This is a genomic window from Chryseobacterium capnotolerans, from assembly GCF_021278965.1.
Taxonomy (GTDB): domain Bacteria; phylum Bacteroidota; class Bacteroidia; order Flavobacteriales; family Weeksellaceae; genus Chryseobacterium; species Chryseobacterium capnotolerans.
The window spans coordinates 3417073-3438647 of sequence record NZ_CP065589.1 but is presented as its reverse complement, the minus strand read 5'-3'; the positions used below and the strand labels follow the sequence as shown (position 1 = coordinate 3438647).

Below are 21575 nucleotides of genomic sequence, written 5' to 3'. Positions count from 1 at the left end.
ATCCTTCGCTGGTTAAAGTGATTGAAAATGTATTGTGGCAAATTCCATTTGAATCCCCTTATTTCAGAAGCATCCGGGCTATATACAAGCTTGCCCGTTTCAGGGATGATGCTCAGATTCTGGGAATGCTTGCATTTCTATTTGAAAAGAAAGCATCAGCATTCAATAGGACGGCAAGTTTGGATAAAGAATCCTGGAATCAGGACCAATACTTTTATCAGTTCGGAGGGTATGTGAACGTAAGAAAAGAGCTTTCTAATAATGAAAGCCGCTTGGCATTTTCAAATTTCACTAAACTTTATTTCCAAAAGAATAGTTTTTACTATTTAAAAGATCTTGGAAAACAAAATAAAGCAAAAGAATATATAAGGTTTGCAGTCAATGCTCTTATTCAGTATTCCGATGCAGATTACACTTCTGCAAACAGGAGACCTTTAAGTACTTATGGAACTTATGACTGGCAGAGCAGCAGGTATCATTACACTGTAGTTGATTTCCCTGAATGTTACCAGTCTTTACTGCTTACTAGCATTCTTTTCGGGAATGATACAACCCGTAAAATGGATTCGAAACTTCAGTTTTATCTTAAAAAAGAAGAATTCTGGAGCTCAGATTATTATTATCAGGAAAACAAGGTCACAAAAGTAGACTCGGGAACAAATAAAAGTTCAGTTTCTTCTGAGAAAAATCAACAGCAGGGAGCATTAGATAATATCATCAGTACATTTAAAAATATTTTTGGCTCTAATAAAGAAAAGCAAACTGTTACTCAGCCTATTCAGGAAAACTTTGTAATAGGGGCAGAATCAAATTTTTCAAGACCTGAATTGTATCCCGAATTTTGGGATGCAATGCCGGAAGCGTACATTCAGCTTTTGATGCAGGGAAAAATGGATCTGGTTATGAAATTTGCTTATGAAAATCTTTCTGTTCATGCGAATTACAAAGACTTACTGCAAAGAATAGAACCTGAAATGATGATTCTGCTGCTTAATAAATCTTCAAAATATCCTCAAAATTTAGGTTTTGATGCTTTGGAGAAAAGAGAAACAGAACTAAGGCAAAATGAAAGTTTTGTAGCATTGGTACTGGTTTCCGAAAATGAAAAAGCAAGAAACTGGGCGAAAATGAATATTGAGAATAATACACACTATTTTCTTTCTTCTACAGATTTTCTCACGATTTTGATGATGAACTCAAGAAGAGAGTCCAATGAATTCATCAATAATTTACTTCAAAAAGCGTCTTTATCAGAAGACAGGCAAAAAGCAGTGCTTGGAAAAGTAATCATACAATTGATTGCTCTGGAAAGTAATGAAGAAAATGATAAAATTGCTGATGCAGCTACCAAAAAACTCAAAATAACGGCTTCTTCTAATTTTTCTGAGATCAGCTGGGATATTATTGCTCAGTTGTTGACTTCTCCGTTGAATAATAACAGGTTTTTGGCCAGTGAAATTTTACTTTCCAAATCCAGGAAATATCCTGTTACAGACATTCCATTGTCAATTATTGAATTATTATTAAGCAATGAAAATGAGTCTATCAGAGAAAATGGAATTAGTCTTTTAAAGCAGTATCCGAAAGAAGAAATCGGGAATCATTGGTTGCAGCTTCTTCAATTGCTGTCTTCCAGTCATAAAGATGTGGTAGAAAATATTCTGTCATTGAATGATCAGTTTGAGTCACAATCTGAAATTCAGGAGCTTACCACCGGAAGATTGTTTGATGTGTTGATGATCGAGCAAAAATTTGAAAATTCACATCAGCTATTCAGAGATTATTTGGGAAAAATGGTTGAAAAATCCATTGATAAGATTCCTGTAAAATGGATCATAAGGTTAATTTTTGCCAACAGTGTGAAAAAATCAGCTTTTCGGTTTCGAACTGCTTAAAAAAGTGAATGATGACACAAGATTCACTTTAAAACAGATTATTTCCCTGGCCAATCATGAATTCCTGGCAGTGAGACAGTGGTCGTGGAGTTTTTATAAAAACAATGTGGGAAGAATTAAATCAGACCGCAGCCATGCCCTCGGGATTTTAGATGCAAAATGGGATGACAGCAGGGAATTTGCTTTTCATTTCTTCCAAACTGAATTCACCGATGAAGATTGGGATACCGATTGTTTAGTAGGGATTGCAGATTCTGTACGTTCTGATGTAGAGAGTTTTGGTAAAAACCTGATCATGAAATTTTTCAAAAAGAGCAGGGCTTAGAGTATCTCACAAAACTCAGCCAGCATCCAAGCCAGAACATCCAGCTTTTCGTGACCTCTTATCTTGAAGAATATGCTGCAGATAATTCTGAAAAGCTTAAGGAATTAAATTTTTATTTCCGATCTGTACTTTCAAGGGTAAACAGAGCACGAACTGCTAAAAACAGGATTTTCACTTTTCTGGAAAAGGAAGGAAGAAAAAATATAGAATCGGCTGAAACTGTCAGTAAAATTTTAGACGATTTATCTGCAACAACAGCCATTCAGGATAAAGCAAAATGCATCAATATCATTTCGGAACTGAAAATGATTTATCCTCAACTGAATGTTCATCTTCAATTAATCTCTTAAGCCATGCAATTCGATTATAAATTTCATAAAGATACTGCAGTTACGAACTCTGCAATGAGTACGCAGATGAGCTTTTCACCTGATCTGCAAAGAGATCCTACATTTTTTGTAGGGAAGCTTAATAAAAAGATTCCTTTCCGGGAAGCGATTTCAGCTTTGCATGATGTAGTGGTTTCTGATCTCCGTTTCAAACCGAAAGATAGAGCGGAATACAGAGAATGGGCTGCAGAACAGGAAAAACTTTGGCTTAGTGATTATATGGCAGAATTTCAGATCGAAGAAGTCCGGAAAAGAATGGCTGAAGTAAGAGGAGAGCTGGATCATGTTTATAAAGAAAAAAACAGGGTGTTAGGTCCTTTCAATACCGCAAAAAAGGCTTACTTTGATTACTTGTACGAGAAAGATAAAGACGCATGGTTTGTGCTAGACCCGGTGATTACAGTTCATCCCGATGAAGTTTTCTTTGAATGTTTCAGTCAGGACGAATCTACTTACGGAAAACTAAGCAGCAGCTATAATGTTTTCACAGAGATCAATGAGTTCAAATGTGGAACTACCAATATTGATTATTCAGCTTCACTTTACAATGAGTTTCAAAAGATAAGAGATTATAAGGATACTGAGTTTAAAATTGATCCTTCAGGTTTTGAAGCGCTTACCACAAACGAAGAACTTTACAAGGAAGAAAAAATAGATTTACCGGATTCCTGGATCCGTGGATTTTTACAGGTAAGTTCTGCAATGACTCTGCCGGCAACCACTTTCAATCTACATCCGATGGATATTTTTAGTATCTGTCAGTTTTTAAGAAGATTTAAGGAGAAAAAAGGGCCAAGAGCACTGCGTTTTATTCTTGAACCGGGTAAACCGATTCAAGCTGTTTTTGAACCATGGTACGAAGTTCTAACTTTTCACCGTTCTATTTATAAAGGACCTGAAAGTAAAACGATCAGAATATGGGGGAGAAGAAGGTTGTTGATTCTGGAAAGATTGATTCCTATTGCTAAAAATTTCAAAGTGGTCTTATTAGGAAACGGACTGCCTTCATTTTATATTGCAGACCTGGGTGATATGTCTTTTACCTTAGGACTTTCAGGATGGACTACTAATGACTGGAGCAGGGCCGGAAATTTCGATCTGATGGCTCCAAGAGGTCATGTGGATTTATTGACTCAGGAAAAAGTTTTTAATGCTTTAAAGGAAACATGGTTCGGAACAACTGCTGACCTTTCAAAAAAACTGAACCTGGATACAGCTGTCATTTCATCTTCGCTTACCTCTTATACACAGGCGGGAAGAGTCATTTATGATCTTAATTCAGGATTATACAGGGTGCGTGAACTGACTCAGGAGCCTTTGGATATGAAACAACTGCGATTCTCAAGTCCGTTAGAGGAAAAAGCTGATCGGTTGATTTCAGAAGGAAAGGTGAAAATTGATTATAGTGTAAAAAATGATGTTCTCAATATTCGGGGAACGATCAAAGAGAATAATTACACTCACAAAACGGAAGCTTTCATCGATAAAGATCAACGTTTGACTGATGGAGTCTGTCAATGTAGTTTTTATAAAGCAAATGGATTGAGACAGGGACCTTGCGAGCATATTCTGGCAACAAGAATGATGATTAACAGGAAGGGTTAAAATGTTTTTGAATAAATAAAATGATTTACCATTTCGACAGATTAGAACATAAATAATATCAATAAGAGAGGAATGAAATAGTCGAATTTTAATGATATACTGTAAACCCCCGGTTCTGGAAACAGAACCGGGGAATAATTTATTTACATGAAGTATTGATCGGGTTATTGAAATACTCATTTCCTTGAGGCGGCTGTACAAAGTAAGGCGTTCCATAAGTATTTCCCGGTCGGAAAAAATCAGTGGAAATAACCTGAGCACCACTGGTGAAAGCTGCTTTGGAACGGGTAGAATCATTGACTTTGGCTTCGTAGGTTTCAATGTCTGATCTTGTTCTTACCATATAACCCTGCTTTACCAGCTCCTGAATTTCTTTTTGTCTCACGATCGCATTATCTCTTAATATAAATCCTGCGAAAGAATCCTCAGGTTCGCTGTTTAGAAACATCACTCTTTCTTTTAGTGAACCGTTAATCAGATAAGGGTTGTTTTTTGAAGATAAGGTTCCTGCGCTTCCTGGCAGCAGCATAAAGATGAATTTCCCTTTGCTGTCATTTAGTTTGGGCCAGTTATTGTGGGTTACAGCTTCTTTTAAAGTATTATATTTTCCCTGAACTTCTTTTGGAGTAATGATCTTATCTTTTCCAAGATATTTTATGATTTCTGTGTCCAGATCATCATAAGTCTTTTTATCAAAGGGTAAAACCTTTGTACTGTTTTCCAGGATAGGAAACCCCGAATCTTTTGCCTCGATCATCATAAAGACAGGAGTGTGCCCGGGATGTTGATCAGACCACGTTTTAAGAGTGGTAAGTGCATCTTTCAAAGTAGGATAATGGGTTCTAAAATCAATATCAGCCATATGTAATACTTTAAATCCAGGCTGATCCAATCCTTGGATATTAAAAGGAGCTAAATCGGTTATTCCTTTTGCTTTTAAAGCTTCATAGGAGGTAGGATGGCTGAATCTGCTGCCCTCCGGATCATAATAAACATCTATTTCCAGACCACGGAGATTAGCATTCAGTTGTTCTGTAAAATCGGGATGGTTATAGTTTAATCCTTCTTTTAAATCCATCCCATTTGGATGATACTCCTTGAACTTTGCTTTTTGTTCTTCAGACATCATGCTGTCATATTTTTGCATCATTCCTTTGATAATTGGAGTAACCATATCCAATACTTTAGGATCTACAGGTTGAGCATATGAATTATGCGTTCCCACAATCTGAAGCTGGTTGATTCTTGGATTCTGACATTGGTTTTGTGCCTGTAATAAAGCTGTCATACAAAATGCAGCTCCGTATATATACTTTTTCATTGATGAATAAATTGTTTTGATTAAAAATTGTAGGTAAATCCCATTTGTCCGCGCATTCCTGAATAAGAGATATTTTCTACACGGTCTTTAGTTCCCATATAATAGCGGTTGGGTTCATTAAAAATATTGTTAAGCTCTAAAAATAGCCGAACTTTCTTTGAAATACTGTATGAAGTAGAAAGATCCACGGTGAAGTTTTTATCAAAATATTGATAATGATCTGCCCCCGCAGCAGCTCTGATTTCACTTACATAATTTCCTTTGTAATTACCGGCAACACGAAACATCAGTTTACTGGTTTCATAAAATAAGATGGTATTAAAGATATGTTTTGCCTGATTAGGAATGGTGGTAGACATGGTTCCTGTCTGCTGTCCGTTTTCATAAATAGGCATATTCATTTTGGAAGAGATATAGGTGTAATTCCCTTCGAAACCCAGGTTTTTCAAAAACCCAGGTAGGTTCTCAAAACGTTTAGATATCCCCAGTTCAAAACCGAATAGTTTTGCTCCCTCCAGGTTTTTAGGAGTGGTGAAAGTATAAGTTCTGCCTCCAATATCTGTGACCGACTGATCTTTATAAATCAAATTGGTGATGTCTTTATAGAATACTCCGGCTGTAATCAGATCCAGTTTTCCGAAATAGTTCTCAAACATCACGTCAAAATTGTTGGAAAATGTAGGGTCCAGTTTTGTATTTCCCTGAGTAATTGTGTTCGAAATATCATTGATGATGGTTCCCGGGTTCAGATCATTGAAATCAGGTCTTGCAAAAGAACGGGTATAGGCCAGTCTTAAAATACGGTCATTACTGATATTCCATTTCAGATTAGCCATAGGAAGTACAACATTGTAGGTTTTGCTGTCTTTAATATCTTCCGTTTTATGGTCCTTATCGGAAACTACTTTTTTACCCCAGAAAGTTATATTATTGTATTCGTTTCTGAAACCTCCCAATACCTGAAGCTGATCAGTCACCTTCCAGATTCCCATCATATAAGCCGCCCATACATTTTCAGTTCCACGGTAAGAGCTGGTAATATTGGAACTGCTGTCTTTACTGCTGACCTGCATCAGACCTAAGCTGTTCTGTGTACCCGGATTGTACATCTGATCAATCTGTCCGTTGGTGATCTGATTAATAATCACTGAATTATAAGGATTTCCAAGAGGATTCATAAAACCGCCTCTGTAAGGGAATGCTTCACGTTCGAGTTGATTCAGATACATAACCGGGCTTCCGGGAATTCCAAGCCCGGATTTAGGCATCCATACCAGTAGAGAGCTGTCAACATTTTTGTTCTTATTGTTGTATTTTGTCCCGAATTTAAGTTCGAAATTATCGGATACTTTATATTTTAAATCCACCTGGCCTCTCAGATCTGTTTCACTATTGTGATTCTGACTGAGGATGACCTGGTTTAATTTTAACTGATCCGCTGCTATTATCTGCTGGTTATAAGGCAGGGTGTAACCTCCTGTATCTCCAATACCATCCGGAGCATCCATTGCCATATATTTCCTGCCATCAGCAGAAAGGTTTCCATAGGTCATAGGTTGTACAAAATTGACCATAGGATATCCCCTTTCACTTTGATCAAGATTTTCAGGAGAATCAAACTTAAATTCTGAACGGGCTTTGGATACCGACCAGTTTACCTCCAAACGCTGTCCCACCTGATGATTTCCCCCAGCTGCATAGAATACAGATCTGTAAGATAATCGGCATGACGGGCCTGAAGGGTTACATTTTTATTATCAAAATTAAAATAAGTTTCCCTTACAGACTGCCCATCCTTGTACTGGCTGTATAACCCTTTAAAATAAAGTTTATTCCTGCTGTTGATCTCATAATCAAGTCCCAGATTAAACCCCAGTGTTCTCCGGTTGGCCAGATAATCACGAAGCTGAAGCTGATTGATAGAGTAGGAGGTTGTTTTGTCTTTTAAACCATAGTTGAAAATATTTCTCATCTGATCTATCGCTGTAGAACGCTCCCAGATCACAGCAGAAGAGATAAATTTCAGTTTATCGGTAATCTTGTTTCCGTAGACAATAGAAGAGTTGTACGTTGGGGATTTGGACATATTGACGTATCCGGAAGACATACTGATGGCTAAGGTTTCTTTATTGGGAGAGGTTTTGGTAATGAAATCTACATTTCCGCCAATAGCGTCTCCATCCAGATCCGGAGTTAAGGCTTTAGATAAACGGACATTCTGGATAAGTTCCGAAGGGAAGATATCCATCTGCACACCACGGTTGGCATTATCACCACTCGCACTAGGCATTCTGTTTCCATTTAAAGTAGAAGCAGTCCATTGTATAGGTGTTCCTCTTACCGCTACGAAGCGTCCTTCCCCCATATCACGTTCAATAGAGACTCCCTGCATTCTTTGTACAGCATCTGCTGCATTACGATCCGGAAGTTTTCCAATAGCATCGGCAGAAAGTACTTCTGTGATGGTATTGGAGTTCTTCTTCATGGTGATGGCTCTGGCTTGTGAAGCTTTGTAAACACTGGTCACTACAACTTCCTGAATACTGTTTTCTTTAAGCTTAGCTCCAAATTTAACCAATCCAAGGTCTACCTCCTTTTTATCAGTTATGTTGAAAGGAATGTAAACGGTATCGTATCCCTTATATTCTATAACAAGTTTATAACTACCATCCTGAACATTATTCAGGATGAAGGATCCATCGGTACTGGAAGTAACCTTTTGACTGCTGTTTTCAATATATACCAGGGCATTGGGAAGGTTTCCCTGACTGTCTACTACAGTTCCGTGAACTGAGGTCTGTGCAAAGGCCAATGGGCCCAAAAGAAAAAATGCTGCTTTTGTTAAAAAAAGACTTTCTCGTGACATCTTAGTGAAATTTTATACAAAGATGCCGGCTCATCAAAAAGTTTTAGTTCATTTAAATTTAAGACAACTATTTCTGTTGAGTTCGAAGCGAACTGTATTGTAAATCAAAGAGTTATTAATGTTAAATAATTGTAAATTAGTGAGTGAGCTGAGATGGCAGACAGTCAAACTCCTTTTTGAAATATTTATAAAAAGTAGATTTGGATTTAAAACCACATTGAAACGCAAGATCAATAACACTGGCAGAGGGATCCTCTGATAAGATCTGTTTGAAATGTTGAATACGGTTTCTGTTGGTGTACTCATGAAAGTTCGTGCTGAGGTGCTTATTAAAAGTAAGACTTAAATCCGCTTTACTTATTTTTAAATGACTGGAAAGCTGATCTAAAGTAAATTCTTCATCCAGATAAACATCACTTTCCTTATAAAAAGAGACAATGGCATTTTGTAGCATTTCAAAATCTATTTTTGAAAGATCTTTATACTGATAAGTTTCTTTGGAGGCTGGGAAGGGAATAGCATTGTTCTGTTCAAGCAGTCTGTGCTGGTACGTTAAAATATAAACATACAAAATCCATCCAAACTGGAAAAGAAATAACAGACTGTAGATTTTCTGATAGACCAGGGTATCCCATCCCAATTGATAAACTGTCCAAAAAATCAATACTCCCAATAATACATAACCAACCAGATAACGAAAATTACTGGCCACCGGATGAGTGATGTTTTTACGGTATTTGGTAAGAAAATAGATACATAAAGCAAGACATGTTACCCAATAATAGCTATAGTATGTAAAGTAAGACTGATAAGATCTGATGGCCATATCTGCCCATGATAGTTCAAAGATTTTTGCTGTGATAGCAATGGCATGATGAACAACAACCAGAGTAAGCGGAATTATAAGATATTTAAGTTTATCTCTCCATTTTGCATGGATTAAATAAGTGGTAATATATAGGAAAATAAGACCTTTAAAAACCCGGAGACTTCCCGGAATTTCATATAGAACAGATTCATAGCCGAATCTTTGAATGATGAAATATTCATACCCCATATCCAATGCAACCACACCGATATACAGGAGCAGCATATTCAGAACAGATTCCCTGTTTTTGATGAGGTAAAGCAATAATGTGAGGGTGATCAATGCCTGTAGTACAACTACCATAATGATGTATAACATGATAACTGATATTTTGTCAAAATTATAGATAATATAGGCATGGTTTGTTTAACAAATTATTAAATATCAGTGAGAAGACAGATGAGGGAAGATTTTGTACTGTTGAATTATAATGACTATTTTAGCATGTAAAGTAGAATTTGATGTCAAAAAAGAAGTTCATATTATTATCAGTATTGAAGACCTGGTTTTTCTCAACGGTTATTTCAACCATTCTTCTGATTATATTTATGAACCTGACTAAACCGGGAATAGAGGAACGTCCAAGAAACTGTGATATGAGTGGTTTGGCTTACGGTCTTGTGATTATTTGGATTTTCTTTCTCGGAATAGCTTCCTTAAGTAGCCTTTTTTCATTTTTAAAACCAGTTCAGAACAAAATGAAAACACTGCTGTGTTGGTTTTTGCTTCCGATCTTTCTCATCATTTATTATTTCTTTATGATTACGGAAGGGCAAAAAATCAGTGGAGAAGATATTCTGTTTTTTCTGATTGCCAATTTGCCTTGGCTGATACTTTGGACATTTTATTATTTTAGATTTAGAATGCTTTATTTCAATCACACAATTGGAGTGTAATTGTTAAGAATTTTTGAATCTTCATGAATAGAAAAGAGGAGAGGATGATATAAAAAAATTACTGCCTTGTGGGACAGTAATAGTAAAAATCAGTGATATGGTGGCTGATCAGTTTGTAATTTAAAGCAGAGATTTATGCTGTTTAAAAGGCTGATCGTTGATGTTGCTTTCTTATTCGGTCAATTATTTAATATTTAGTCTGAATTAGGTGTCATTGTCTGAGTTATTTACGATAAAAACCTGACGAATCAACTTTAGTTAGACCGAATTTTTGGCAACTTATATATCATGGTTATTGATGACATTGTTGGTGTTCTTTTTCTGATCGCTTGTTGGCTATGTCCTCCAGAGGTTCCTAATGGTGGTGTTTCTAGAAGAATGGTACAATCATGCAAATCATTTGCAAATGTATATCACGCCATTTTGAGAATTGCTACACTTTTGTGTAGATTTGTGGTATGAAAGCTAAAAACTATCCTTTAGTGTAGTCGTGAGAAAAGCTTAAAAAAAATATGGAACAGATTAAAAGGTTTTTTAACGAAAAAAATGAAGTCAGTAAAGATGCTGACATAGATTTCAGCCAGGCAGGAGACTATCTTGAGGCTGTAAAGGCACTTGCCAGAACTACCTACCAGAGCTTATATGTTATCAACTACCAGACTAAAGGATTTGAATATGTTTCAGAAAATCCACTTTTTTTATGTGGAAAAACTTCAGAGGAAGTGAAAAATCTTGGCTATGCATTTTATTTTCAGAATGTAAAACCGGAGGATGTTGAAATGCTGATTAAGATCAATGAAGCAGGATTTAAGTTTTTTGATACCATTCCGATAGAGGATAGGAAGCTGTATTCTATTTCCTATGACTTTAATTTGATCAATAGTAAAAAGAATATGATCCTGGTGAATCATAAGCTTGCCCCTATGTTTCTTACTGAAGATGGACAGGTATGGAAAGCCCTGTGTGCTGTTTCCCTTTCTAATAATACTTCTTCAGGAAATGTAGTCCTCAGCAAGGAAGGTTCTGATGAGATCTGGAAATATGATCTCATAGAAGATAAATGGGAGAAAAGTGAAAAGCTAAAATTATCTTCAAGAGAATATGAAATCTTAAGTCTGTACACCAGTGGTCATACGATCAGTGAAATTGCAGATAAACTTTTTATTACAGCAGATACGGTGAAATTTCATCGTAAAAAACTTTTTGAAAAAATTGGCGTAAGCAATATTGCAGAGGCATTATCTTACGCGAAAACCAATAAACTGCTTTAAATTTTGAAGGAAAAATGTCTACTGTTCCAGCCATTTTTTGAATTCTGAAACTCTGTTTTTACTGATGAGTATCATTTCATCACTTTCAGGTTTTACCATTAGCTTTAATTGGTTTTTACCATACACAAGAATATTGTTAATGGCTTTTACATTAATGATAAATTGCCGGTTTGCCCTGTAAAACATTTGCGGATCTAGCGTTTTGATCAGTTCATCCAGACTGGAATTGATAGAATACTGGTTTCCTGAAAATGTCTTTAGGTAAACAATGTTGTTTTCAAGAAAGAAATAAGCAATTTCCAAGGTTTCTAAAGACATTAATTCGTCTTTATGGTAGGTAATGATTCTTTTCTTTAAACTATCAGTTGATTCTTCCCTTAAAAAGTTATTGTTATTTTCTTTGTGTTTTTCATGAATTAAATGCAGCTGAGTATTGATAGCCGTTAAAGTATTAACTTCATCATTAAGGTTTTTAATCTCATCATTTTTCTGAGTTTCATATTTTTTATAGATCATTCGAATGAGAAAGAAGCTTATTCCAAGAATGGATAAAGTGGCAATTAAAAATACAATTAGAAAGGTTAAATATAAATCAGAAATCTGCTGTTCTATTACATCAATATTGGCGTGTGAAGCTACCATCCAGTCACTGCCTTCTACAGGATAAAAACTTACAATTTCGGAAGCGCGGTTTGATGTTTTATTAAAATGATGTATTCCTGTACTGGCTTTTCCCGAATGTAATATCTCCAGAAAATCAAATGGCTTATTATCTAAAATAAATTCTGAGCTGTTGATCTCAACTTTGCGGCCAACTAAAGCTGGATTGGGATGACAAAGTTCAATACCTTTCTTATTATACATACAAATAAACCCGCTTTGTGTATCAGTATTTACAATGCTGCTTTGAAGATTCTGAATAACGGTTTCTTCTGAAAGACCTTGCTTAAGCTGCAATTCTAGTAATTTACCAATTTCACGAGCTTCTCTTTTTCCCGCCTCAAAAGTACTGTTGAAAACATCTTTTTTAGAAGAAGAATATAAATATCGGAAAGAAAAAAAACTGACAAGCAGGATCACAATACTTATGGCGGAAAAAGTGATCGTGTAAAGATTGATCTTTTTCATTAATGAAGAGGGAATTTCTAATTCGCATCAAAATTACGGATTTATTCACAAGGAAATATTCGCTTTTAGGGGTTAAATTTTCCCTTTCACTGATTGTTTAGTGCGCTAAAGTATTGGTTTACCATAATTTTGGATTTAGAATTAAATAAACTAAAAAAGATTCTCTCATGAAAAATAAGAATAAACTGATCTTGGTTTTGCTTGCTGGATTTGTCGGTTTACAGTTTTTTCGACCTGAAAAAATTGATCATGGAACAAAAACACAAAACCTAACCAACGTTCCAAAAGAAGTAAATGCCATTTTGAGAAGCTCATGTTTTGATTGTCATTCCTCACAAGCCAACTTAAGATGGTATGATAAAATTACGCCTGCTAACTTTTTGGTTACATCGCACATTAAAGAGGCTAGAAAAGTATTAGATTTCTCTCAATGGAATTCTTGGCCAAAAGCACAGCAGAATTCAACGATTTATTATGCACTCAATAAAGTTTTGTCTGGAGAGATGCCACTTCCAAGCTATGCGGCTGTTCATTCCTCAGCAAAATTAAATCAAGAGCAAATCCAGACACTGAAGAATTATGCTTTATCACTCACACCGCGTAAAATTTCAGATGATTCACAAATAAAAGAGGCGGAGAAGCAATACAATTCCTGGGTAAAAGGAGAATTGAAAAGCACTCATGTAAAAGATGCGCCAAACGGACAGCATTATTTTCCGGATTACCGAAACTGGAAAGCGATCAGTACAACAGATCGGTTTGATAACGGAACGATGCGGATTATTTTTGGGAATACTATTGCTGTAAAAGCAATTCAGGATCATAAAGTAAACCCTTGGCCTGATGGAGCTGTCTTTGCAAAAACTGTTTGGAAACAGCAGGTGCAAAAAGACGGAAGTATTTCTTCAGGTGAGTTTTTGGCAGTAGAATTTATGGTTAAAGATGCTAAAAAGTATTCAAAAACAAAAGGCTGGAACTGGGCAAGATGGAAAGGCGCCGATCTAAAACCTTATGGAGGTGATACTCCAAATTTTGAGCAGGAATGTATTGAGTGTCATAAGCCTGTAGCCAATCGTGATTATGTTTTCACGTCACCGTTATACCTAATTTCTCAACTTAAAAAAATCAGACAAAATGAAAAACTATAGTTTATTTTTATTTTTTGCTTTTGTATTATTGGTTTCCTGTCAAAAGAATGCTGAAAATATTCTTAATCTGGAAGCATCTATTGAACAAAGTGATGAGCTGAAAGAAAACCCGCTTTTAATGAAACCTATTACGTTTTCCATTCAGCCCAAGATAAAAACAATGTCAACTTTGTACGGAAATGATATTGCATTCGAATATGCAAAATTAAAATCCAGTTCTGATTATCCTCAGAATGCAGTTCTGTATGAGGTAACCTGGGCCCAAAAATCTGATGAATTATGGTTTGGAGCAAATATCCCCAAAAATATGATCTCTGTTGAGAAAATTAGCTTTCTTGATAAAGGTCTTATAATATACGAAATGTTTCAGGGAAAGGCCTTAAAGAGGGTGAAAACAGATAATAAGAATGAGAATCTAAGGATAAATGCAATACTTTCTCAAAAAATGGCAGTGTCTCCATAATTTTCATATTCCCGTATTTTCCCGGTATTTTTATTAATGATAGTTGTTATTTCATCTTTAGGTCTGATATTTGTACTGAGTAGAAAAACTGAAATACCAATTTATTTATAATGAACATATTTGTGAAAAAATCATTTCTATATGCTTGCTTATGTGCAATGTTCCTCGTTTCTTGTAAAAAAGAAATAGATAAAATAAGTGATACTTTTAAAGATACTGTTTCTTCATCAGAAATTCAGGAAGCAGAAAAAGACTCTATAAAGAAAGATTCTGTTCCTGTGGTGAAAAAAGAATCTGTTCCGCCTATGATGCAGGAGAACGGTTTTTATAATGCCTTTGTCCTTCCAAAAGATAAAAAAATGCGGGATTCCGTATATGCAGAATTCAGTAAAAAATATGATGAGAAAGAACGTTATGCAATTTTAGCGTTAAACAGACTGGATTCCAAAAGCAAATGGAATGCTGATACATTAGTGGTTCCTGCTAAAATAGACACGACTTTGATGGCGTATTCACCGTTTCCTATGCAGCTTGATGTATTAAGTGGTGTCAAGAAATTCGTAATCTTTTCTTATCCAATCCAGGCTTATGCAGTATATTCTAACGGAGGTCTTGTGAAATGGGGCCCAACGAGTATGGGTAAAAAAACTGCACAGACTACAAGAGGTCTTACTTTTGCCAACTGGAAAAAGAAATTGTCCATTTCTACAGTGAGCAGCGAATGGAAACTTCCTTACAACTTTAATATTCACAATATAGGCGGTATCGGATGGCATGAATATACACTTCCCGGATATCCTGCCTCGCACTCGTGTTTGAGATTATTGAGAAAAGATGCCCAATGGCTGTATTCCTATGCTGATACCTGGATTCTGAATCCCGGAGGAGCTACAACAAAAGCAAGAGGTACTGCGGTAATGGTATTTGGGGATTATAATTGGGGTGGAAGAAGACCGTGGAAGAAACTTCTGGATGATCCGAATGCTAATAATATATCGGTAGAAGAGTTAACGAAATTATTGGAGCCGGATGTTCCTAAAATGCTGAAAGAACAGGCCAACAGAGAAAAAGTGGCCGATTCTATTAAATCAGCAAAAGCAATGGCTGCACCTATCCAGAATGAAAGACCTACAGATACTTTGTCTAAATAATCTTCTTTTCGAATTGTAAAGTAGATTCTTCGGCAAACTGTCTTAATTTAAGCATTTCATCTTTTCCTTTATGCTGCCCGAATCTTGCGGCAATATAAGTGAGAAGAATAAAAAATAACATGACAAAAGAAGCGCTCAGTGCCCAAGGGTATTCAGCGCTTTTTATTTGCTTTTCTACGTAATACATAGTAAAAAATGTCATCCAAAAAATAGAAAACGAAAAATACAGGAACATAAAAAAGGTCCATACAGCAGAACTAGGTCCAAAAATTCCACGTATTACTGTTTCGTCATCTTCTACTTCGACTCTTAAAGCAAGACGAGGCTTCCAGTAATTGTCATTGGATGTTTCCACCCAGATGGTAGCCACTTCTTTATTGATGTTACCGGAGAATTCATTTTTATGTTCGGAAAGGTATTTTTTTAGGTTTTCTGCATACTCTTCCTTAGTAAGATGGGTAAACATCTTAAATCTTGGGCGGGTTCTTATTCTGTCTAAAGTTGTTTCTTCGGTTGTCATATTATTTATTCTTGATAAGGAATTGGGTCTTCCAAATTAAAATGGAAAGTAAGTTTTTCTTCTTGCCTTTGAATAATCATGGTAATACTTCGCCCTTCGGAAGACTTCATGATTTCAAGGATTTTTTCCAGGGTCATGTCTGATGTTTTATCTCCATTAATGCTGATTACTTTATCGTCCTTTTTTAAACCAGCTGCATAAGCCGGTGAGTCTTTTCTCACTCCTGCAATAGAAAATATAGGTTTGAGAATAAAATTATATTGAAAAGATTCTCTGTATACTTCATTCTTATTACCTATCGTACCCGTTACTGAACCTCCCATTGTTTGGGTTTCCATTTTCACTCGATCCTGCTGCCATTCCAATCCATCCTGTTTAAAATCGAGGCCGCTCATATTAAAGTGAAAAGGATCATCAAAGTTTCTGTTTTTCTTCAAATATAGTTTATTGTTGGGATAATCGAAAATGAGGGAAAACCGTCTCATGATTTCACCACCTACCGAACCTTTTCTATCTTTTACGAGGTTCACATGCTGAATGGAGTACTCATCAGGCATGGCAGTAAGAGGTTTTTCAAATTTAAAATCACCAAGATAAAAATTATGAATCCTGCTTCTTTTACCGTAAATATCCCCATTGAATCCACGGCCCAGAAAATCATCAATATTGGGCCGGTTATAAACAAAATCTTTGATAAGGGTAGGGAAGAGCCATATAGCATCGCTGTTTCCAAGATCAATCAGAAGTTTTGAAGCTTTCTTTTCACGGGTCATTTCTACATCAGCATTAAGATAAGGCTTATTATTTTCAATACTGATTGGAATTTCGTCAGATTTTCTGATTTTCCTTTTTAAGAGGTCTGCATTCTCATAAATCGTTATTTTTTTAGAAATATAGTCAATGGCGATAGGATGATCTTTAAAAAAATGATAACCGATAACCCCGTTTACAGGAATTCCTACATGAGAAGAAATATTGAATTCCTCATCCAGGATCACATAAAGAGACATAGACATATTAACGACTTCATCCCCAATTCTGCCAATATTACGATCAGATTTTAGCCCATCTATACTTAAGCTTCCTCCAAGTCCGGAAAATTTTATCTTTTCCACATTACTCAGCTGGATTTCTTTATTGTCTAAACTGAATAAAATAGTTTCTGCTACTCCGGTATCCACCATAAAGGTAAGGCTGGCTCCATTGATATTGATCGGAATAAAAATCAGATTGTTGATAAGCTGGAAAGGGATCACTGCTTTTTGAGTATTGACCAGCCGGAAGGAGTTTTGGGCATGGGCAAAAATACCCAACAATAAACCCAGTAAAAGTAGCTTTAGTTTCATTTACTGAATTTACTGAATTTATCTTTATCATAATAAAAAAACATTCCAAATGCAGGAATGTTTGTATAAACAGCAATGATGTGTTTGTTTTTATTGAATTTATTTTAAATGTGAATTCTGCCTATTTTGAGAAAAAATCCATTAAATCCATATAATTTTTTTGGTTCACCCCATGTCCGTTCATATATTCTCTGAAGGTAAAATAACAGTTAAGATCATAAAGTAATTCAGCAGCCTTTCTTCCCCAATCAATAGGAATTACAGCGTCATCTGTACCATGAGATACAAAGAATCTTAACTTTTCCAGTTTCTTTTTATCCTTTACAATTCCATCCAGAATCTTTTCTTCCGTATAAGCACTTAAACAGGCGATATTGGTAAATAATTCAGGATATTTTAATGCAAGGGCATAGCATAATACTCCTCCCTGACTGAACCCGCATAAATGCACTTTGCTTTCAGTAAGGCCATAGTTGTTGACTATTTTTAATATGCTTTCCAATACTGCATTTAAAGACTCAGTAGCCTGAGGAACATCAATGAAATGCTCAGGGTCATTAAAATTAATATCATACCAAGAATATCCCTCAAACTGAGTATCTCTCGGTGCTCTGAAACTAACGATGATCCAATCTTTGGGAAGGGTCTCTCTAAAACTGAAAAGATCCTGTTCATTGCTGCCGTAGCCGTGAAGCATAAAAAGTATAGGGGTAGCAGAGGTGATATTTTCCGGCTCTCTTACTATGTAATCTAAATTCATACAGCAAATATAATTAATAAATTATATTGTAAATCCTAACTTTTAGGATTCCTGTAAAGGCGGTGAAAAATCATTTTTAGAAATAAAAAAGGAAAGCTAATCTTTATATAAAAGCACAATAATTCTATTTTTATGATTGGCTTTTATCAGTATGGAAATAATTAAGAATATAAAAGTATTTTATGTTTAATAATTAGGAAATTACGTTGTGTTATTAGGTTTTTTAACATTGATTTCGTTTTTATTGATTTGATATTTATTGTAAAAAAATGTTGTAAATTTTTTATTAAAGATATTTTTATATTAATAAAAAACCTATATTTGGAACATTAAAAAATCTATTTGGAGAAATGAAGCAATTTTACAATTTAAAAAGTTTACTTAGACTTTCTTCTTTATTCGTTTTGTTATTTTCAGTGATTACTGTTGTAAATTCGTGTAAAAAAGATGACGATGATGAATTTCAGGATCATGTGGTTCAATTTGTAGCCAAAGCGACTACAGGATCAGAGCTTATCTCTGTAGTAACTCAGGTAGGAACTGCCCAGAATACTATATATAGTACTCCTACTGCCCCTTTAAAAGAAAACTGGAAGAGCGATGAAATGTTTGTGAACTCCAGCCAGGCACAACTGAATTTTGCTGCTAATGCTGTATTACCACAAGCGAATTCGGAACTTACAATTACTCTTTTGATAGATGGAGAAGTTGCCAAAACTGCTAAAGTTACAGGGAAAGGTGATAATCAGGTTGTCAAGATTGCTTATAGTTTCCTTGAATACTAAATAAAATATTCTATATAACATAAAAACCGCTTTTAGAGCGGTTTTTCTATTTTTCAATCAGATTATATTCTATGGCCTGGTTCACAAGTTCTGTAGAATTTTTAGCCTGAAATTTCTGGAGTAGGTTTTTTCGGTGAGTATCTACCGTAAGCGGGCTGAGAAAGAGCTCTTCTGCAATCTTATTACTTGTTTTGCCCTGTGCTACAAGATGCAGGATTTGTTTTTCCCTTTTAGTCAGCCTGGGAATTGGCAGCTCATTTTGAGAAGGTCTGCTGATGATTTGCTTGGTTTCATTACAAAAAACAATATCGCCGGATAATGCTCCTTTGATACAGATCACCAATTCTTCAATGGATGTATTTTTAAGAAGATAACCGCTGGCTCCGTTTTGGATAGCCTGCATGATCATACTTCTTTCAGAACGGTTACTGAACATGATCACAGAGGTTTCAGGAGATATTTTTTTGATTTCCCTGCAAAGTTCTGTTCCATTGGCATCGGGCAATGTGATATCCAAAAGAATAATGTCAACTTTATTGCGGCCAATAAAGCCGATGATCTCTGAACCGGAAGTAAAGGTTTCCGGAATATTGAAAGATGGCTGGCTTTGCAGCATCATTTTCAGTCCTTCAATAACGATAGGGTGATCATCTACGATGACAATATTTATTTTTTCATTCTCCATCTATGTTGAGTTCTATATTAATCGTTGTACCTTGATTGTCAGAGCTGATCTCCATATTTCCTTTCAGATAATCGACTCTGTTCTTTAAATTACGGAATCCCATACTCTTTGTTTTTTGTTCTTTGCCGCTTTCAAATCCTTTTCCGTTGTCTTCAATAGTAATGAAAAAATCTTTTTCAGATTGGGAACATTGTAATAAGATACTGCTGGCTTCAGAATGCTTGATGGCATTGGCCAGTAATTCCTGGGCAATCCTGTAAATATTAAGCTGGATATTTAATGGCAGATTCTTTTCAATATTGATCGCCTGGAAATCAATTTCAATATCTTTTCTGTTATAAAACTCACAAAGGTCGTTCAAGGCGGTTTCTAACCCGAAATTAAGCAATGATTCAGGCATCAGGTTTCTTGCCACATGCCGCAGTTCCCCTACAGAATTATCCAGTTGTCCTAAAATCTTGTAAAACTCCTGATCTTTTTCTGGATCCAAATGACTGGCAGACCAAGTAGAGAAATTGATTTTTACGCCGGCTAGCATCCCGCCCAGACCATCATGAAGATCTCTTGCGATACGTTCTCTTTCTCTTTCTTCTCCCTCAAGAATAGCTTTTGTTAAAGAAAGTTCTTCCTTTTGCTTGATGTCATTAATCTTCTGCTCAGAGATTTTTTTATTTTTTCTAAAAATGATATAGAGAAAGATCAGCAAACTTATCATTAATAGTAATATAAGGCTTAATCCCCATAAATAGGAGTTCTTCTTATTAACTTCCAGTTCTTTTTGATTTTTCTCTGCATTTAAAGTGGCTATCTTTCTTTCCTTTTCCGCAGCATTGAACTTAGATTCAATTTTATTGATTTCAAGCTTTACATTCTCAGTATTCAGGCTATCGTTGAGTTTAGAATATCTTTGTTCCCAGACTAAGGCTTCCTTAGTATTTCCCATTTCTTCATGTAAAGAAGAAAGCTGCTTATAAATGGTTTTTCTGTTATTAAGATCAAGGGCAAGGGATTTTTCGGTTAAAATATCTTCCAGAGCACCTTTTGCTTCAGGATATCTTTTTAATTTTCTTAAAATATCATACTTATTGAAATAAAACATTTGTGCCAGTAGATTCTGATTAAACCTTTTAGCATAAGCAAGGCCTTTTTCAATAACGGGTAACGCTTCAGGATTCTTTTGTCTGGTAATACAGTAAAGTGTTTGAGCGTAATAATAAAAAGCATTGACGGAAGAATCGGGGTGAGGGCTAATGAGTGCATCAGCTTTATCTAAATACTTTTTAGCTTCATCTCCTTTGGCCTGATAACAGAAATTATTGGCTAAATTTAAGTAGGTAAAAAATAATTCAGGTGAATTAGGGTAGTGCTTTTCAAGAATTTTCAAGGCTTTAGCATTATAATCCTCAGATTTCTTAAACTCTGCATTGTAAGTAAGGATGACGGCGAGCTGGGTATAGAGAAAGCCAAGATTCCTGCTATTCTCATACTTTTTAGCTAATGGAATACTTTTTTCAAGAATAGTTTTTACTAGAAAAGGATAGCCTTCTTTGTCTTTCTGGGTGACTCCATAACTATACCATGCTGCTGCCTGAAGGAGATCAGATTCTTCATTCTTAATTTTTGACAAAGCTTTAATTGCCTTTTGATAAGAAATGGCAGCTTTTGCCTTATTTCTGTCCAGATTATATTGTGCTTCGTAGAAATCATATTTAGCGGAGAGAAAAGCATCGCTTTTGATGAGTGTTTTTCCACTTTCCAGATATTTTTTGCTCAGCAGAGAATCGATATTTCTGTAATAATTTGATAAAAGAAAAGTAGAATTTGCTTTTGCTGCAGCAGTTCTGCTATTTCTTACAATGTTTTGTAAGCTGTCTAAATAAGGTTTTTCATCAAGGGGGATCAATTGTTGTGATCGTACACCAAAAGACAGTAATATGCTTAACAGGATCAGTAATCTCTTCATCAGGTATCAGTTCTGTAGAATGTATTTTTTATAAACGCTGAATTTAACTAAAAATTTTAGCATAAAAAATACCAGAATTTAGGTAGAAAAAATACTCCTTTTTTTGGATTGATAAAGTTTCAGGACTCCAATAGCTTTGCAGAGACGAAATCACTACTCATAGAATATCAAATAAAGTAACTAAAATTTA

Annotated in this window: 20 protein-coding genes; 10 read left to right on the top strand and 10 right to left on the bottom strand. The window is 35.4% G+C overall.

All coding sequences use genetic code 11. The features are described from left to right. Nucleotides 1–17: 17 nt before the first annotated feature. Genes H5J24_RS16460 through H5J24_RS16445 form a run of 4 tightly spaced genes read left to right on the top strand, consistent with a single transcriptional unit; the run spans nt 18 to nt 4214 of the window. Nucleotides 18–1895, top strand: a complete 1878-nt coding sequence (locus H5J24_RS16460) for a hypothetical protein (RefSeq protein WP_232815690.1) — start codon at nt 18–20, stop codon at nt 1893–1895. A 4-nt stretch (nt 1896–1899) separates the two neighbouring features. Continuing rightward, entirely contained in the window at nt 1900–2220 is a 321-nt protein-coding gene (locus H5J24_RS16455) for a hypothetical protein (protein WP_232815689.1), read from the top strand. 50 nt (nt 2221–2270) lie between these two features. Further along, nucleotides 2271–2570 carry a hypothetical protein gene (locus tag H5J24_RS16450; protein ID WP_232815688.1) on the top strand — a complete coding sequence of 100 codons (300 nt, stop codon included), beginning with the start codon at nt 2271–2273 and terminating at the stop codon, nt 2568–2570. A 3-nt stretch (nt 2571–2573) separates the two neighbouring features. Continuing rightward, nucleotides 2574–4214 (top strand): hypothetical protein, encoded by a 1641-nt coding sequence (locus H5J24_RS16445; RefSeq protein WP_068941797.1) that lies wholly within the window; start codon nt 2574–2576, stop codon nt 4212–4214. 139 nt (nt 4215–4353) lie between these two features. On the opposite strand, the gene H5J24_RS16440 is transcribed toward H5J24_RS16445, so the two are convergent. The 4 genes from H5J24_RS16440 to H5J24_RS16425 all read right to left on the bottom strand — a co-directional run bounded on the left by H5J24_RS16440 (nt 4354) and on the right by H5J24_RS16425 (nt 9587). Then, a complete protein-coding gene (locus H5J24_RS16440; RefSeq protein ID WP_068941799.1) occupies nt 4354–5535 on the bottom strand; it encodes a phosphatidylinositol-specific phospholipase C domain-containing protein in 1182 nt (393 codons plus the stop codon). Nucleotides 5536–5555: 20 nt separating this feature from the next. Then, nucleotides 5556–7211 (bottom strand): TonB-dependent receptor domain-containing protein, encoded by a 1656-nt coding sequence (locus tag H5J24_RS16435; protein WP_232815687.1) that lies wholly within the window; start codon nt 7209–7211, stop codon nt 5556–5558. Beyond that, a complete protein-coding gene (locus H5J24_RS16430) occupies nt 7190–8401 on the bottom strand; it encodes a TonB-dependent receptor (RefSeq protein ID WP_232815686.1) in 1212 nt (403 codons plus the stop codon). Before H5J24_RS16430 ends, H5J24_RS16435 begins: the two co-directional genes overlap by 22 nt. 136 nt (nt 8402–8537) lie before the next feature. Beyond that, nucleotides 8538–9587: a helix-turn-helix transcriptional regulator gene (locus H5J24_RS16425; RefSeq protein ID WP_082811095.1), complete on the bottom strand. Its 1050-nt coding sequence runs from the start codon at nt 9585–9587 to the stop codon at nt 8538–8540. A gap of 143 nt (nt 9588–9730) precedes the next feature. Between H5J24_RS16425 and H5J24_RS16420 the strand changes: the two genes are divergently transcribed. Continuing rightward, nucleotides 9731–10165, top strand: a complete 435-nt coding sequence (locus tag H5J24_RS16420) for a hypothetical protein (protein WP_141395638.1) — start codon at nt 9731–9733, stop codon at nt 10163–10165. Nucleotides 10166–10677: 512 nt separating this feature from the next. Continuing rightward, complete coding sequence (locus H5J24_RS16415; protein WP_068941806.1) at nt 10678–11436, top strand: response regulator transcription factor; 759 nt, start codon at nt 10678–10680, stop codon at nt 11434–11436. A gap of 18 nt (nt 11437–11454) precedes the next feature. On the opposite strand, the gene H5J24_RS16410 is transcribed toward H5J24_RS16415, so the two are convergent. Continuing rightward, a complete protein-coding gene (locus tag H5J24_RS16410) occupies nt 11455–12564 on the bottom strand; it encodes a LytTR family transcriptional regulator DNA-binding domain-containing protein (RefSeq protein WP_068941808.1) in 1110 nt (369 codons plus the stop codon). Nucleotides 12565–12731: 167 nt separating this feature from the next. Here H5J24_RS16410 and H5J24_RS16405 point away from each other — a divergent pair, with 167 nt between their 5' ends. From H5J24_RS16405 to H5J24_RS16395, 3 genes are all read left to right on the top strand, one after another. After that, the gene (locus H5J24_RS16405; RefSeq protein ID WP_068941810.1) at nt 12732–13712 is read left to right on the top strand and encodes a heme-binding domain-containing protein; all 981 of its coding nucleotides are present in this window, start codon (nt 12732–12734) and stop codon (nt 13710–13712) included. Next, complete coding sequence (locus tag H5J24_RS16400; protein ID WP_068941812.1) at nt 13699–14175, top strand: hypothetical protein; 477 nt, start codon at nt 13699–13701, stop codon at nt 14173–14175. Before H5J24_RS16405 ends, H5J24_RS16400 begins: the two co-directional genes overlap by 14 nt. Nucleotides 14176–14297: 122 nt before the next feature. Further along, the gene (locus H5J24_RS16395) at nt 14298–15326 is read left to right on the top strand and encodes a L,D-transpeptidase (RefSeq protein WP_068945007.1); all 1029 of its coding nucleotides are present in this window, start codon (nt 14298–14300) and stop codon (nt 15324–15326) included. Here the strand turns inward: H5J24_RS16395 and H5J24_RS16390 are convergent. The 3 genes from H5J24_RS16390 to H5J24_RS16380 all read right to left on the bottom strand — a co-directional run bounded on the left by H5J24_RS16390 (nt 15319) and on the right by H5J24_RS16380 (nt 17952). Further along, on the bottom strand, nt 15319–15846 hold the full coding sequence (locus H5J24_RS16390; RefSeq protein WP_068941814.1) for a hypothetical protein: 528 nt from the start codon (nt 15844–15846) through the stop codon (nt 15319–15321). The genes H5J24_RS16395 and H5J24_RS16390 overlap by 8 nt on opposite strands. Before the next feature lie 5 nt (nt 15847–15851). Continuing rightward, a complete protein-coding gene (locus tag H5J24_RS16385; RefSeq protein WP_068941816.1) occupies nt 15852–17192 on the bottom strand; it encodes a PDZ domain-containing protein in 1341 nt (446 codons plus the stop codon). A gap of 121 nt (nt 17193–17313) precedes the next feature. After that, entirely contained in the window at nt 17314–17952 is a 639-nt protein-coding gene (locus H5J24_RS16380; RefSeq protein ID WP_068941818.1) for an alpha/beta hydrolase, read from the bottom strand. A 350-nt stretch (nt 17953–18302) separates the two neighbouring features. Between H5J24_RS16380 and H5J24_RS16375 the strand changes: the two genes are divergently transcribed. Further along, entirely contained in the window at nt 18303–18737 is a 435-nt protein-coding gene (locus tag H5J24_RS16375; protein WP_068941820.1) for a hypothetical protein, read from the top strand. Between the two features lie 46 nt (nt 18738–18783). Here H5J24_RS16375 and H5J24_RS16370 read toward each other — a convergent pair whose 3' ends face one another. Both H5J24_RS16370 and H5J24_RS16365 read right to left on the bottom strand, forming a co-directional pair. Beyond that, nucleotides 18784–19422: a response regulator gene (locus tag H5J24_RS16370; protein ID WP_068941822.1), complete on the bottom strand. Its 639-nt coding sequence runs from the start codon at nt 19420–19422 to the stop codon at nt 18784–18786. Then, nucleotides 19412–21385 carry a tetratricopeptide repeat-containing sensor histidine kinase gene (locus tag H5J24_RS16365; protein ID WP_068941824.1) on the bottom strand — a complete coding sequence of 658 codons (1974 nt, stop codon included), beginning with the start codon at nt 21383–21385 and terminating at the stop codon, nt 19412–19414. Before H5J24_RS16365 ends, H5J24_RS16370 begins: the two co-directional genes overlap by 11 nt. Nucleotides 21386–21575 lie beyond the last annotated feature (190 nt).

Coding starts and splice junctions, on each gene's coding strand:
- H5J24_RS16445 (WP_068941797.1), top strand. CDS start 2,574: ATGCAATTCGATTATAAATTTCATAAAGATACTGCAGTTACGAACTCT.
- H5J24_RS16440 (WP_068941799.1), bottom strand. CDS start 5,535: ATGAAAAAGTATATATACGGAGCTGCATTTTGTATGACAGCTTTATTA.
- H5J24_RS16430 (WP_232815686.1), bottom strand. CDS start 8,401: ATGTCACGAGAAAGTCTTTTTTTAACAAAAGCAGCATTTTTTCTTTTG.
- H5J24_RS16425 (WP_082811095.1), bottom strand. CDS start 9,587: ATGTTATACATCATTATGGTAGTTGTACTACAGGCATTGATCACCCTC.
- H5J24_RS16420 (WP_141395638.1), top strand. CDS start 9,731: ATGTCAAAAAAGAAGTTCATATTATTATCAGTATTGAAGACCTGGTTT.
- H5J24_RS16415 (WP_068941806.1), top strand. CDS start 10,678: ATGGAACAGATTAAAAGGTTTTTTAACGAAAAAAATGAAGTCAGTAAA.
- H5J24_RS16410 (WP_068941808.1), bottom strand. CDS start 12,564: ATGAAAAAGATCAATCTTTACACGATCACTTTTTCCGCCATAAGTATT.
- H5J24_RS16405 (WP_068941810.1), top strand. CDS start 12,732: ATGAAAAATAAGAATAAACTGATCTTGGTTTTGCTTGCTGGATTTGTC.
- H5J24_RS16400 (WP_068941812.1), top strand. CDS start 13,699: ATGAAAAACTATAGTTTATTTTTATTTTTTGCTTTTGTATTATTGGTT.
- H5J24_RS16390 (WP_068941814.1), bottom strand. CDS start 15,846: ATGACAACCGAAGAAACAACTTTAGACAGAATAAGAACCCGCCCAAGA.
- H5J24_RS16385 (WP_068941816.1), bottom strand. CDS start 17,192: ATGAAACTAAAGCTACTTTTACTGGGTTTATTGTTGGGTATTTTTGCC.
- H5J24_RS16380 (WP_068941818.1), bottom strand. CDS start 17,952: ATGAATTTAGATTACATAGTAAGAGAGCCGGAAAATATCACCTCTGCT.
- H5J24_RS16375 (WP_068941820.1), top strand. CDS start 18,303: ATGAAGCAATTTTACAATTTAAAAAGTTTACTTAGACTTTCTTCTTTA.
- H5J24_RS16370 (WP_068941822.1), bottom strand. CDS start 19,422: ATGGAGAATGAAAAAATAAATATTGTCATCGTAGATGATCACCCTATC.
- H5J24_RS16365 (WP_068941824.1), bottom strand. CDS start 21,385: ATGAAGAGATTACTGATCCTGTTAAGCATATTACTGTCTTTTGGTGTA.